The 13,400-nt window shown below is 70.2% G+C and carries 13 protein-coding genes; 6 read left to right on the plus strand and 7 right to left on the minus strand.

Annotated features, from left to right (window positions below):
• The 3 genes from ACSHWB_RS42985 to ACSHWB_RS42995 are packed head-to-tail and all read left to right on the plus strand — an operon-like array spanning position 1 to position 2,407.
• Positions 1-492 (plus strand): hypothetical protein, encoded by a 492-nt coding sequence (locus tag ACSHWB_RS42985; RefSeq protein ID WP_439659078.1) that lies wholly within the window; start codon positions 1-3, stop codon positions 490-492.
• Positions 492-1,172 (plus strand): response regulator transcription factor, encoded by a 681-nt coding sequence (locus tag ACSHWB_RS42990; protein WP_439659079.1) that lies wholly within the window; start codon positions 492-494, stop codon positions 1,170-1,172. Before ACSHWB_RS42985 ends, ACSHWB_RS42990 begins: the two co-directional genes overlap by 1 nt.
• A complete protein-coding gene (locus tag ACSHWB_RS42995; RefSeq protein WP_439659080.1) occupies positions 1,169-2,407 on the plus strand; it encodes a sensor histidine kinase in 1,239 nt (412 codons plus the stop codon). Before ACSHWB_RS42990 ends, ACSHWB_RS42995 begins: the two co-directional genes overlap by 4 nt.
• Here the strand turns inward: ACSHWB_RS42995 and ACSHWB_RS43000 are convergent.
• On the minus strand, positions 2,393-3,577 hold the full coding sequence (locus tag ACSHWB_RS43000; protein ID WP_439659081.1) for a YbiU family protein: 1,185 nt from the start codon (positions 3,575-3,577) through the stop codon (positions 2,393-2,395). The genes ACSHWB_RS42995 and ACSHWB_RS43000 overlap by 15 nt on opposite strands.
• Positions 3,578-3,664: 87 nt before the next feature.
• On the opposite strand from ACSHWB_RS43000, the gene ACSHWB_RS43005 reads away from it, so the two are divergent.
• Positions 3,665-4,732: an ROK family protein gene (locus ACSHWB_RS43005; RefSeq protein WP_439659082.1), complete on the plus strand. Its 1,068-nt coding sequence runs from the start codon at positions 3,665-3,667 to the stop codon at positions 4,730-4,732.
• A gap of 1 nt (position 4,733) precedes the next feature.
• Here ACSHWB_RS43005 and ACSHWB_RS43010 read toward each other — a convergent pair whose 3' ends face one another.
• Both ACSHWB_RS43010 and ACSHWB_RS43015 read right to left on the minus strand, forming a co-directional pair.
• Positions 4,734-5,468 carry a class I SAM-dependent methyltransferase gene (locus tag ACSHWB_RS43010; protein ID WP_439659083.1) on the minus strand — a complete coding sequence of 245 codons (735 nt, stop codon included), beginning with the start codon at positions 5,466-5,468 and terminating at the stop codon, positions 4,734-4,736.
• A 90-nt stretch (positions 5,469-5,558) separates the two neighbouring features.
• Positions 5,559-6,128, minus strand: a complete 570-nt coding sequence (locus ACSHWB_RS43015; protein ID WP_439659084.1) for a helix-turn-helix domain-containing protein — start codon at positions 6,126-6,128, stop codon at positions 5,559-5,561.
• 48 nt (positions 6,129-6,176) lie between these two features.
• Here ACSHWB_RS43015 and ACSHWB_RS43020 point away from each other — a divergent pair, with 48 nt between their 5' ends.
• Positions 6,177-7,517 (plus strand): MFS transporter, encoded by a 1,341-nt coding sequence (locus tag ACSHWB_RS43020; protein WP_439659085.1) that lies wholly within the window; start codon positions 6,177-6,179, stop codon positions 7,515-7,517.
• Here the strand turns inward: ACSHWB_RS43020 and ACSHWB_RS43025 are convergent.
• Complete coding sequence (locus tag ACSHWB_RS43025) at positions 7,453-8,520, minus strand: FAD-dependent oxidoreductase (protein ID WP_439659086.1); 1,068 nt, start codon at positions 8,518-8,520, stop codon at positions 7,453-7,455. The genes ACSHWB_RS43020 and ACSHWB_RS43025 overlap by 65 nt on opposite strands.
• 153 nt (positions 8,521-8,673) lie before the next feature.
• On the opposite strand from ACSHWB_RS43025, the gene ACSHWB_RS43030 reads away from it, so the two are divergent.
• Complete coding sequence (locus ACSHWB_RS43030; protein WP_439659087.1) at positions 8,674-9,525, plus strand: DUF4365 domain-containing protein; 852 nt, start codon at positions 8,674-8,676, stop codon at positions 9,523-9,525.
• A 2-nt stretch (positions 9,526-9,527) separates the two neighbouring features.
• On the opposite strand, the gene dgoD is transcribed toward ACSHWB_RS43030, so the two are convergent.
• Genes dgoD through ACSHWB_RS43045 form a run of 3 tightly spaced genes read right to left on the minus strand, consistent with a single transcriptional unit; the run spans position 9,528 to position 13,373 of the window.
• Positions 9,528-10,670 carry a galactonate dehydratase gene (gene dgoD, locus ACSHWB_RS43035; RefSeq protein WP_439659088.1) on the minus strand — a complete coding sequence of 381 codons (1,143 nt, stop codon included), beginning with the start codon at positions 10,668-10,670 and terminating at the stop codon, positions 9,528-9,530.
• Entirely contained in the window at positions 10,667-11,347 is a 681-nt protein-coding gene (locus ACSHWB_RS43040; protein WP_439659089.1) for an SDR family NAD(P)-dependent oxidoreductase, read from the minus strand. Before ACSHWB_RS43040 ends, dgoD begins: the two co-directional genes overlap by 4 nt.
• A 10-nt stretch (positions 11,348-11,357) precedes the next feature.
• On the minus strand, positions 11,358-13,373 hold the full coding sequence (locus tag ACSHWB_RS43045; protein ID WP_439659090.1) for a hypothetical protein: 2,016 nt from the start codon (positions 13,371-13,373) through the stop codon (positions 11,358-11,360).
• Between the last annotated feature and the right edge of the window lie 27 nt (positions 13,374-13,400).

Here is a 13,400-nt window from a genome sequence, read left to right on the forward strand (position 1 = left end):
GTGACCAACCCACTCGACCAGCCGCTCGAGAACGACATCTCGGCCGAGCTGAAGGAGCGCAGGACGGGCTTCGGCAAGACCACGGTGATCCTCGGGGTCGCGGTGCTCGCGATCGTGGCGTTCGTCGGCGGGGTGTTCGTGCAGAAGTCCTTCGGCGCCAGCGAGACGCCGACCCGTCAGAACGCCGCCGGGCGGCAGTTCCCCGGCGGCAACGGTGCCGCTCCCCCGTCCGGTGCGAACCGTCAAGGCGGACAGTTCGGGCGTGGCACCGTCGGCACGATCGACCACGTCGAGGGCACGACCGTGTACGTGAAGACGCAGAACGGCCAGATCGTGAAGGTGTCCACTTCGGACACCACGAAGGTCGAGGTCACGTCGGAGGGCAAGCTCGCCGACCTGTTGGCCGGGCAGCAGGTCGTCGTGCAGGGCCAGGCCGGTTCCGACGGCACCGTGAGCGGCCAGACGATCACCCAGCGGCCGACCACCGGGTGATGCAGGATTCACGGGTGGAACGGGGCCGGTTGCTCGTCGTCGAGGACGAACCCAGCATCCGCGAGCTGCTGTGCGCGAGCCTGCGGTTCGCGGGGTTCACCGTGACGAGCGCGGCGACCGGCTCCGAAGCGTTGACGGCGGCGTTCTCGGACGTGCCGGACCTGGTGCTGCTCGACGTGATGCTGCCCGACCGGGACGGGTTCGAGGTGGTGCGTCGGCTGCGTTCGTCGGGCGTGCGGGTGCCGGTGCTGTACCTGACCGCGCGGGACGGCGCGGACGACCGCATCACGGGCCTCACGATCGGCGGCGACGGGTACATCACCAAGCCGTTCAGCCTGGAGGAGGTCATCGCCCGCGTGACGGCCGTCCTGCGCCGGACCCGCCCTGGTTCGGAACAGCTGACGTGCGGGGACCTGTCGCTGGACGTGGAGAGCCACGTCGTGCGGCGCGGCACGCGGGTCGTGGAGCTGTCGCCGACGGAGTTCCGGCTGCTGCACTACCTGCTGCGCAACAGCGGCCGGGTGCTGTCGAAGGCGCAGATCCTGGACCAGGTGTGGTCGCACGACTTCGACGGCGACGTCGGCGTGGTCGAGTCGTACATCTCGTACCTGCGGCGCAAAGTGGCCGAACCCCAGCTGATCCACACGGTCCGGGGCATCGGGTACATGATCCGCCCATGACGTTGCGCGTGCGGCTGGTGGTCGTGCTCGTCGCCCTGGTGGCCGCGGGCCTGTTCGGCACGTGGCTGATCGGGTCGACCGTGATGGAGCGGTACCTGCTCGGCCAGCTCGACGCGCGGCTGGACCGCGTGGTGTCGATGCCGCGGACGTTTCCCTTGCGCGAGAACGTGATCGTGCGCTCCGCGGACGGGGTGCGGTCCGGGACCACGTTCGAGGGGCTGCCGGCGTTCGGTGTCCTCGAGTCCGGCGAGCACGTCACCATCGGCTCGCGGCGGGTGGTGGTGCGGGACCTCGACGGGACCGAGCTGATCGCCTCGGTCGACCAGTCGGAGGTGGACCGGGCGGTCGACGACCTGCGGCTGGCGTTCCTGCTGATCAGTCTCGGGGCGTTGATCCTGGTCGGGATGGCCGGGTATGCCCTGGTGCGCGCGTCGACGCGGGCGCTGGAGGAGGTCGAGCAGGTCGCCGGGGAGATCGCCGCCGGTGACCTGTCGCGGCGGGTTCCGGTGCGGCAGCCTCGTTCGGAGGTCGGGCGGCTCGCTGCCGCCCTGAACACGATGCTGGGGCAGATCGAGGCGGCGTTCGCGGTGCGGGTCTCGTCGGAGAACCGGATGCGGCAGTTCGTCGCCGACGCCTCGCACGAGCTGCGGACGCCGTTGACGTCGATTCGGGGATATGCCGAGCTTTATCGGCAGGGTGCGGCCACCGATGCGGCCGAGGTGTTGCGGCGGGTCGAGGAGCACGCCTCGCGGATGGGGGTGCTGGTCGACGACCTGTTGCAGCTGGCGCGGCTGGACTCCTCGCAGCCGCTGGTCTTGTCCACTGTGGACCTGGTCGTGTCGGTGACCGATGCCGTGGTGGAGGTTCGGGACCGGCCCGTGTCGTTGGAGCTGCCGGCCGGGCCGGTGCTGGTGGAGGCCGACGAGGCTCGGGTGCGGCAGATCCTGACGAACCTGCTGGACAACGCGCTGGTCCACACGCCTGCCGGGTCGCCGATCGAGGTCCGTCTCACCGCTCGCTCGATCGAGGTGGCTGATCACGGGCCTGGAATGACTTCCGAGCAGGCCGCGCGGGCGTTCGAACGGTTCTACCGCGCGGATCCTGCTCGGGGGCCTGGCGGGAGTGGGCTGGGGTTGTCGATCGTGGCCGCCCTGGTCGCGGCGCACGGGTGGCGGATCGAGCTGGACACCGCGCCGGGTGAGGGCGCGGTGTTCCGGGTGCTATTCGGGGCGTGAGCGGTCGGGCCAGGTGCGCTCGTAGTGCTCCTCGGGGAAGTCGCTGGGACTGGACCCTGTCGCGTGCGCGTGCTGGATCTCAGTGGCGTAGCGGTCGTTGCGGGGACAGGAAGGCGCGGCCGGGATGTACATGACGTTCCCCCAACCCTGCTGATCGGTGATCGGCGCGACGCTGTGGATCATGTCGCAGTGCCACCAGACCGAGTCGCCCGCCTGGACGTCCGGGATGCCGCTCAGCGCCTCGATCAGCAGCGAGTGGTACTTCTCGTTGACCGGGAAGACCTGGTTGACCGTGACGCCGCACATCTCGTCGTCCGGGACGTCGTCGAGCAGCGGGCGCAGCATCAGGTAGGCCATGGCGCCGGGGATCGGGACGGTGTGCAGGACGCCCTGGTCGTGGGCCATGTCGGAGAGCGCGGTCCAGCTCTGGAAGGTGCGGAACACCGAGCACATCGTGGTTCCCGGGTACTGCGGGCCAGTGGTGCGGTGGGCGGCGTCCCACGGGTCGTACTGCTCGGGCGTGCCGTTGAACAGGTGCCGGAACGCCTGCTGGTACTCCCGCGTCATCCACAGGTCGAGCGTGCCGGGGTCGAGGTGGGTGCCGAGGCCGTTCGAGTTCGCGCCGGGCGGGCGGCGGCGGATGCGGTCCGGGTAGCCGACGTCCGTCGACGGGTCGAACCAGCCCTCGTGGTGCCACAGGCCGTTCAGGAAGCGCTGGACCGTGGCCATGCGCTCGTGCCGCCTGGCCTCGGTCTGCGCGGGTGACCAGTAGATCGGGTAGATCTCGGGCTTCGAGCCGACGCTACCGAAGAAGTCGTCGCCGGGGCCGCGGTAGTTCTCGAAGAAGTTGTTGCCCTCGACGTAGTCCACAATGGACTTGTCCCAGGCCAGGGCCTGTTCCCGTTCGAAGTGGTTGCGCACGACCAGGCAGCCCCGGCGCTTCAGGAGCTCGGTGCTCGCCGTGCCCGCCTCGATGTCGGCGTAGTCGATCACCGGCCAGGCCTGGCCTGCCTTGACGTCGTCGACCTCGCGCCGGATCCGCTGTTCGACGACCGCGAAGACCTCCTCGACGCTGCGGCCGGACGCCTCGATGTTCGCGCGGATCGCCTTCTTCACCTCGCGGACGGCTTTCGGCAGGTCAGCGGGGGTCGTGTCCCAGTGCGGCAGCATGGCCACTCCTTCCAGTAAGGCCTCCTAACTTAGAACCATAGGCGTGTCGCGCCGTTGTAGGCAAGACCCCTAACTAGAATCCGCCGCGTGACCAAGCCGTCCCAGGAGTTGCTGCGCTCGATCTCGGACGAGCACGTGCTGCGGTCGTTGATGTCCTTGCGCAAGCTGACGCGAGCCGAGCTGGCGACGGAAACCGGCCTGTCGAAGCCGACGGTGAGCGAGAGCGTCCGTCGTCTCGTGGACCAGGGTTTGGTCGCCGACACTGGGGAACGCACGCCGGGCGGGCGTGGCAAGGGCAGGGTCGGCTCGTTCTACAGCCTGGCCGAGGACATCGGCGTCGCCCTCGTCATGACCATCGCGCCGGACGGCGTCACAGCCGAGTGCGTCGACGCCTACGGGGACGTCGTCGGCCGCACGCACCACCCGATCGCCGACCCGGCCGAGGTGGCCGCCGTGCTGCCGTCGGTCGCGGCGGAAACCGTTGCGGCGCACAACGTCCGGCTCTGCACGGTGAGCGCCGCCGACCCCGTGGACCGGCGCACCGGCAGGCTCGTGCAGCTGCCCGACTCGCCGTTCCTGGTGGGAGAGCTGGACCCGGTCGCGGTGCTCGGGCCGTTGCTGCACGGGCCGGTGATCGTCGACAACGACGTGAACTGGGCTGCGCAGGCCGAACATGCCGCATTGGGTGTCGCGGACTTCGCCTATCTGTTCTTGGGCGAGGGCCTGGGTTGTGCTGTGGTGGCGGATGGCGAGGTGCGGCGCGGGCACTCGGGGCTGGCCGGGGAGATCTCGCACCTGATCACGGCCGGGCCGTCCGGGGCCACGCCGTTCATCGAGGTGTTCGGTGAGCTCGGGCTGCGCCGGCCTGGGACGACCGCGATCGACGTGGCACGGCTGCGGGCGGCTGATCCCGTTGTGCTGGCACGGGCGATCGGCGGTGTCGTCATGGCGCTGGTGACGCTGGCCGATCCCGAGGTCGTCGTGATCGGCGGGTCGTGGGGGCCCTCGTTGCTCGGCGCGATCAAGGCCGAGTGCGCACGGTTGCCGCGTCAGGTCGACGTGGTCGCGGCGTCGGTGGCATCGCCGTCGCTGACCGGGGCACGGGCGTCCGCCCTCGACCTGCTGCGGACGGCCCTCGTCACGGCGTCGCGCTAGGTCATTTCCGCGCTGCCCAGACCGTGCGTTCGGTGCGCAGGGAGAGATCCTCGCGGCGCACCGCCTTGTCGGCCGCCTCCGGGCCGAGCTGCCTGCGCAGAACGATGTGAGCGTAGCGTTCCACGGCCTCCGATCGTTCGATGTGGACGGAGATCGTGCGTTCGCCCTCGACGGTGAACCCCGCGTCGGTCAGCTTCGGGCCCCAGTCCGCGCCGCGGTGGGGCAGGCGTTCGTCGTGGGCGTCCGGGGCCTGTTCAGGGAAGAACTGCGGCATGCCGGCCATCTCGACGACGGCGAGCACGCCGTTCCGGGCGAGGGTGTCATGGAGCCGGCGCAGGGTGCGGTCGGGGGCGGCCATGTGGTGCAGCGAGCCCGAGGCCCAGATCAGGTCCGGGGAGCCGAGGTCGGGCCAGTCGGCGTCGAGGTCGGCCAGGACGGTGTGGACCCGGTCGGCCAGGCCCCGTTCGCCCGCCTTGGCGCGGAGGCGGTTCAGGTGGTCGAGGGAGGAGTCGACCGCGGTGACGTGGGCCTCGGGGAAGCGGGTCAGCAGGGCGAACGTGCCCGCGCCCGTGCCGCTGCCCAGGTCGACGATCTGGCGGGGGTTCTTGGTGGGGAGCCAGTCGATGACGTCGGCGGTGTGGCCGGCGAGGAGTTCGGCGTCGAGGTCGAGGATCTCCGCCTGGTCGTCGTGGCCGTGCCCATGTCCGTGCCCGTGGCCATGTCCGTGTTCGCTCATGTGGCCAACGTAGGCCGCCCGTGCGTCAGATGCACGGTGGCTTGCGCAAGAAGCAAGGAGGTCGGCCGAACCGGTGCCGGTCGCGCAAGATCACGCCTTCTTGTCGGCGTTGTGGCCGCGTCGCGCCTCCCGGTCGAAGATGCCGAGGATCTCGCACGGCCCGCCCGCCGTGCCGATCGCGTGCGGCAGCATCGTCGGGAACTCGGCCGCCTGGTTCTTCTCGACGCGGAACCTGCGGTTGCCGAGCAGCAGCACGGCCGTGCCCGTCAGCACCACCAGCCATTCGCGACCCGAGTGCGCGCGCAGCAACGCGGGGTTGTCGGGCGGCGGGGTGGTCATCCGCTGCCGCATCACGGTCATGCCCGGCTCGGCCTTGATCGGCCAGCGCATCGAGCCGTGCGCGCCGTCGAGCATCGGGCTGACGATCACGTCGTCCGTGTCGGTCTCGACCAGCTGGTCCAGCGACGTGTCGAGGGCGCGGGCGAGGGTGACGAGCTGGTCGAGGGCCAGGCGGCGCTGGCCGTTCTCGATGCGGCTGAGCGACGACGGGCTGAGCTTGGCGCGGCCGGCGAGCTCGTCGAGCGACCAGCCCTGCGCCACCCTCAGGGCGCGGATCCGCTTGCGCACGAGGCCGTCCAGATCGCCATCTTCTTGCGTCATACGCAGGATCGTATGCCTCAAGAGCAAACGCCGCCTACCTTCGCGGCCATGAATCGAACAAAAACCCTGGTCGCGGTGTGCGTGGCGTTGATGGCCGTGATCTCGTCGGTGACCGGGCTCAACGTCGCCCAGCCCCACCTCGCCGCCGAGTTCGGCGCGTCGCGGGGCACGGTCCTGTGGATCATCAACGTCTACGTGCTGACCCTGGCCGCGTTGCTGCTGCCGCTCGGCGCGGCCGGTGACCGGTGGGGACGCAAGCCGTTGCTCGTCGCGGGGCTGATCCTGTTCGGCGCGGCGAACGTCCTCGGTGGGCTGGCGCCGTCGGCCGGGGTGTTGCTGGTGGCGCGGGTGCTCGCCGGTATCGGGGCAGCGACGATCATGCCCGTCACGCTCGCGGTGATCACCTCGACGTTCCCGGAGAAGGAACGCGGCCGGGCGATCGGCGTGTGGACGGGCGTCGCGGGCGGCGGTGGTCTGCTGGGCATGTTCCTGTCGGCGTTGCTGGTCGACCTGGCCGACTGGCGGTTCCTGTTCGTGCTGCCGGTCGTGCTCGTGGTCGTCGCGCTGGCCATGGCGCTGCGGCACGTGCCGAACTCGCGCGACGTGCGGCCGTTCGACGTCGTCGGGGCGCTGACGTCGGTGGTCGCGGTGGCCGGGCTGATCTACTTCCTGCACGAGGGCGACCTGCTCAGCCTGCTCGCCGGAGCTGGCGCGGCCGTCGCGTTCGTGGTGTGGGAGCTGAGGAATTCCGCGCCGTTGCTGGACGTCCGGCTGTTCCGCGAGCGCAGGCTGGCCACCGGATCCGCGGTGCTGCTGGTGGTGTTCGGAGTCCAGGCGGGCGTGGCGATCCTGCTGTACCCGTACTTCCAGACCGTGCTGGGCTGGTCAGGGCTGATGTCGACGGTGGCGTTGCTGCCGATGGCCGGGCTGATGCTGGTCGCGTCCCCTCTCGCGCCGCGGCTGGCCGAACGGGTCGGGCCGCGCGCGACGATGACCATCGGGATCGCGGTGGGCGGCCTGGGTCTGGCGCTCATGGCGGTGCTCGTCGACGGCGGGTACCTCGACGTGCTGCCCGGCATGATCGCGATGGGCGCGGGCATGGGGCTGTCGATGCCGCCCGCCACCGAGGCGATCACCGGTGCGCTGCCGGTCGAACGTCAGGGTGTGGCGTCCGCGCTGAACGACGTGACGCGCGAGTTCGGCACGGCGCTGGGCATCGCGTTGCTCGGCGTGATGGCCGCCAACGCCAGCGGGTCCTTTGTGGAGGGATGGCGGACCGCCATGTGGACCGGGGTGGCCCTCATGGCGGTCCTGTTCATCGTCGTCATGCCTCGAGGAGCAGGTCGAGCAGCTTCTGCGGGGGCTCGTCGCCGAACAGGCTCTGCATGATCTCCTCCGAGTCGGCGGCGGTCTTCGCGGTGCGCACGAACATCGCCTGCTCGTACTCGGCCAGCGCGGTCTCGACGTCCTTGGTGGCCAACGCCTTCCCGAGCTCGGCGCCGTCCAGCATGGCGAGGTTGGCGCCCTCGCCGTTGGGCGGCAGCAGGTGTGCGGCATCGCCGACCAGGGTCACGCCCGGCACGCGTTCCCAGCGGTGCTCGGACGGCAGCGAGTAGTGCGGGCGGAACACCGGCTCGGTGTCGGACTCGGTGATCAGCGCGGTGAGCTCGGGCGCCCAGCCCTCGAACTCGGCGGGGATCCGGCCGAGGTCGTCGAACCACTCCAGCGGCCGGGTGAACTCCACGTAGGCGTGCAGCGTCGCGCCGGCCTCCCGGTGCGCGAAGATCCCCTTGCCCTGGGCGGGGGCGAACATCGAGCCGCCGCCGACCGCCTTCGCCACCTGCGGGTGCCGGGTGTCAGCGTCGTAGAGGTACGTCTCGATGAACGACACACCGGTGTACTCCGGCGTGGCACCGGAGAGCAGAGGCCGGATCCGTGACCACGCGCCGTCAGCGCCGACCAGCACGTCGGCGCTGACGGTGCTGCCGTCCGCGAACGTCACCGTCCTGCCCTCGGCGTGCACCACCTTGCTCCCCCACCGCACGGTGCCGGCCGGGAGCGAGTCGAGCAGCATCTGCCGCAGGTCGGCGCGCTGCACCTCGGGACGGCCGCCCGTGCCGTCGTCACCCTGCTCGTGCAGGACCGTGCCGTCGGACTCAAGCACGCGGATCGCCTGGCGGCCCGGCAGGACCAGCCGCTGGAACTCGTCCATCAGCCCCGCGGCCTCGACGGCGATCTGGCCGTTGTAGTCGTGGATGTCGAGCATGCCGCCCTGCGTCCGTGCCGTCGGCGACTCCTCCGCCTCGTAGACGGTGGACGGGATGCCGTTGACGTGCAGCACACGGGCGAGCGTGAGGCCGCCGAGACCGGCACCGATGATCGTGACGTGCATGAATGGGCTCCTCTGGAGATCGTGCCGCCTCCCTGACGGCACGACCAGGTTCACCCGGCCCGCTGTCAGCGGACGCACACGTCACTGGCAGCCGCTGACAGTCCCTGTCCGGCAGCGCCGGAAAGCGTCAGACCTCGCCGCTACGATCTTGAAATGGGGCAGGAACCAGCCGATTACGACGTCCGGTCGAGGCGCAAGGCGAGCGACGTCACAGCCAAGGTGGCTGTCGCCGAAGTGCAACGCGTGGTGGTGAGAAACCTCCGCTGGTCCTTCATCAAGATGGATGGGGACAACGACTACGGCGTCGATGCCCAAGTCGAGGTCGGTGATGCGTCCGGCAGGCTGCTCGCCCTCCAGATCAAGGGTGGTCGCAGCTACTTCGACCGCCCGGCCGCCGAGGGCTGGTGGTACTACGCCTCAGCCACCCACGTCCGATATTGGACCAACTACTCTCTGCCGGTCGTACTGGTCATGCACCACCCCGACTCCGATCTCTGCTACTGGCAGCTGATCAGTCAGCGGAATTTGGTACAGACCTCGAACGGCGGCGGGAAGCTGCTGGTGCCGCGAGCCAACCTGCTCGACGAGACGGCGAAGGAAGCGTTGGCCGCCATCGCCGACGGCGGCAAGAGGTCCGACGAACGTCTGATCAAGACCCGACGTCGCCAGCTCAACTTGAGGCAGAAGCTGCTCATGCGCTACGGAACGAGGTGCGCGGTGACCGGCATCTCGCCGGTCGAACTGCTGGAGGCAGCACACATCGCGCCGTCCGAAAGACGAATCGAGCACGGCGTGGACGACAGCGCATTGCTGCGCGCCGACATCCACCGCCTGTTCGACGCCGGTCTGATGGCAGTCGATCCCGAAACATGGCGAGTTGTGCTGGCGCCCAAACTGCACGCCAATCCCGCCTACGCCGATCTGGCCGGTGCGCCTTTCGCCGAAGGACCGTCACCCGAAGCGATCCGTCGGCATTTCAACGAGGTCACCACGTTCTGGGACTGACGTCACCACTCCGCGAACGACCCGTCGTCGTGCCGCCAGACCGGCGACCGCCACGCGTGCCCGATCTCCGCCGCCCTGCGCACCGCCGCCTCGTCGACCTCGACGCCCAGCCCAGGCCCGGTCGGTCGGGCGATCCAACCGTCCACGACCCGCACCGGCGCCAGGTCCACCAGGTACGACGGGTCGGAGCCGTTGTAGTGCATGCCCGCGCTCTGCTCCTGGATCAGGAAGTTCGGCGTGGTGAACGCGACCTGCAACGAGGCCGCGAGCGAGATCGGCCCGAGTGGACAGTGCGGCGCGATCGACGCCCCGTACACCTCGGCCAGCGACCCGATCCGGCGCAGCTCCGAGATGCCACCCGCGTGCGACGGGTCGGGCTGCACGACCGCGACACCGGCTTCGAGGACGGGCTTGAACTCCCAGCGCGAGAACAGCCGCTCCCCCGTCGCGATCGGCACCGTCGACGCCTGCACCACCGACGCCAGCACGTCGGCGGGAAGCTCGGGCAGCACCGGTTCCTCGACGAACATCGGCTGCACCTCCTCGAGCATCCGCACGAGCCTGCGCGCCATGGCGGGCGAGACGCGGCCGTGGAAGTCGATCGCGAGATCTCCCTGCGGGCCAAGGGCTTCGCGTGCCTCACGGGCGCGGACCAGCACCGCCTCGGCCTCGGCGGGCGAGGCGATCGGGCGCATCTCCGCCGTGGCGTTCATCTTCACCGCGCTGAAGCCCGCCGCGACCTGCCGCGACACGGCGTCGAAGATGCCGTCCGGCCGGTCGCCGCCCACCCACGAGTAGGCGCGCACCCGGTCGCGCACCGGGCCGCCGAGCAGTTCGTGCACGGGCAACCCGCGTGCTTTGCCCGCGATGTCCCAGAAAGCGTGGTCGTAGCCTGAGAGAGCCGACGACAGCACGGGGCCGCCGCGGTAGAAACCGCCGCGGCGCAGGACCTGCCACAGGTCCTCGACGCGCAGCGGGTCCTGGCCGATGACCAGCTCGGACAGTTCGTGGACTGCCGCGCGGACCGTCTCGGCCCTGCCCTCCACCACCGGCTCACCCCAGCCGGACACCCCCTCGTCGGTGCTCACCTTGAGGAACAGCCAGCGGGGCTCGACCAGGAACGTCTCGACCGCCGTCACCTTCATGAAGAATCCTTCGCCGCGGACCAGCCGCCGTCGACCAGAAGCTCCGCGCCCGTCACGAACGACGCCGCGGGAGACAAGAGGAAACCGATCACCGAGGCCACCTCGGCCGGGTCGCCGAGGCGTCCGGCCGGGGTGGCTCGGGCACTGCGTTCCCGATCCTCGGGCGAGACCCGGTCCCACGCCGCCGTCAGCACGGGACCGGGCAGCACCGCGTTGACCCGGACGTCCGGCGCGTACTCGACGGCGAGCTGGCGGGTCAGCGCCACCAGCCCACCTTTCGAGGCCGCGTACGCGCCGTGGCCGGGGATGCCGAAGTGCGCGTGCACCGACGAGACGAGCACGACCGAGCCCTGGCGTTCGCGCAACGACGGCAGGCAGGCCCGCAGGCCGTGGAACGCGCCGCCGAGGTTCACCGCGAGCTGCCGTTCCCACTCGGCCGGCGTCGTCTCGTCCAACGGCTTGACCGCGACCGTGAAGGCGTTGCTCACCAACGCGTCCACGCCGCCGTCGCACAGCTCCAGCGCCCGCTGCCAGGTCGCCGGGTCACTGACGTCCCCCTGCACGGCCACGTCACCGTGCAGGTCGATCCCCACGACCCGGTACCCGTTGTCAGTCAGGTGCTGAGCCGTCGCGGCACCGATTCCGGCACCCGCGCCCGACACCACCGCGCACTTCATGCACGTTCTCCTAGAGCTTCTGCCGGTAGACCTTGTTGTCCGGACCGCGCACCACAGTCCACGCGGAGCCGTCCGCACCAGCAGTAGCACCGACCGCGCCCACGAGCGAGTTGCTCGGGAACTCGGGGCGGTTGAACCAGCCGCCCCAGACGCCGCCGGAGGCGTTGACCTGCCAGAGGGTGTAGTCGCTTGCCCGCGCGAACAGGTAGATCCGGTCCTGGAACTCGACCAGGGTCGGGCTGCCGGAGATCACGCCTCCGAGTGACGTCCACTCGCCGCCCACAACCGGGCGCACCCAGACGGCGTCGGCGGCGGTCCGGACGGCGACCTGGCCGCCGGCGACGCTCGGCCTGCCGTAGATCGGGGCGTTGCCGGGCGCGCCGAGCGAGTTCCAGGTGCCGCTCTGGTAACGCCAGACCTTGCCGTCCTCGCCTCGGGCCACGATCGTGCCGTCCTGCGCGACGCTGGGCGCGTCGGTGAGCTTGCCGCCCAGCGACTTCCACGGGTTCCAGCGTCCGTTGTGGAGCGTGCGCTGCCAGGCCCGGTTGTCGTTGCCGCGGACCGTCACCTCGACGTCGGAACCGACCGTGCGCACGGCGGGCTGGCCCTGGATCGACCTGCCCAGGCTGGACCACTTGCCGCCCCGCAGCATCTTCAGCTCGCCGCCGACGCCGCGGGAGAACACCAGCGCCTCGTCTCCGAGCCTGGCGATCGCGGGCGACGCGGTGGCGTCGGAGCCGACCGCCTCGCCGGGCACGAGGTCCGTGCCGCGCAGCTTGAGCATCGCGGTGCCGTGCGCAGGAACGGTCACGGAGTACTTGTCGGTGGCGGTGCCGCGGTCGGCACGGGCCCGCAGGTCGCGGACCGACACGGTGCCCTTGAGGCCGGCCTGCGCGAAGTTCACCGTCATCTCGGCGGGCACGTCGCGGCGGTTGAGCAGCACGACCGAGCGCTCGCCCCTGCGGGACAACACCTTGCTGTAGACGTCGGTGTCCCCGGTCGAGGCGACCCGGACGCCCTGGATGGCCAGCGGGTCCTGGTCGACGGCGATGATCTCGGGGTTCTTGAGGGTGTTCACCATCGACGGCGGCAGCGTGCGCGGGTCGGAGCCGATGATCAACGGGGAGGACATCTGCGCCCACATCACGAACTGCGAGGTCGACTCCTCTTCGTTCAGCTCGTAGGTGCCCTGCTGGGTCTTGCGCATCGGGATCAGGTAGTCCGGGTCGTTGTAGCGGCCGGGGCCGTGCGACTCGGGGTGCGCGGCGTTGCGGTCCATGTTGCGCAGCACGTCGCGCCAGATGCCCTCGTACGGCGTGCCGAACGCGATGTCCGTGCTGGTGCGCCACGAGTCGCCGTTGAGCGGGCCGAACGTGTAGGAGATGTCGGCGGTCTGGTCCGGCTCGTGCGGGACGCCCCACTCGCCGGTGACCGGGTTGCAGATGTTGAGGATCATCGGCCGGCCCGCCTTCCGCAGGGCCTTGCTGAAGTCCGCGAACGCCTGCGCGGGCTTGAGGTTCGCGAAGATCCCGCACAGGAAGTCGACCTTCACGGCGTCGAACTTCCAGTCAGCGAACCGTTTCGCGTCCTTCTCGTAGTAACCGCCGCCGCTGCCGACAGCGCAGTTCTTGCCGTCGGACGGGCCGGCGTCGGTGTAGATGCCCGCCTTGAGGCCCTGGGCGTGCAGGTCCCTGACGAGCTTCGGCAGGCCGCTGGGGAACTTCGCCGGGTCCTCCTGGAGGTTGCCCCTGGCGTCACGCGGGGTCGGCGCGGTCCAGCCGCCGTCGATCCACACGATCTCGTACCCGGCGTCGCGCATCCCGCTGCTCACCAGGAAGTCGGCGACACCGCGCACGTCCTTCTCGGTCGGGGCACCGAGGCCGTAGTAGGTGTTCCAGCCCATGTACGGGGTCTTGGCAACACCGCTGTCGTAGTAGGTGGGCGCTCCCTGGTCGTCACCTGCGTATGCGGGTGCCGCCACCAGGGACATCAAGGCGATGGCCAACGCGACTCTGCGAACGGACATGCCCGTGAGCCTCCCCCGCGTCAGTCT

It is taken from the genome of Lentzea sp. HUAS TT2 (genome assembly GCF_051853195.1).
GTDB lineage: Bacteria > Actinomycetota > Actinomycetes > Mycobacteriales > Pseudonocardiaceae > Lentzea.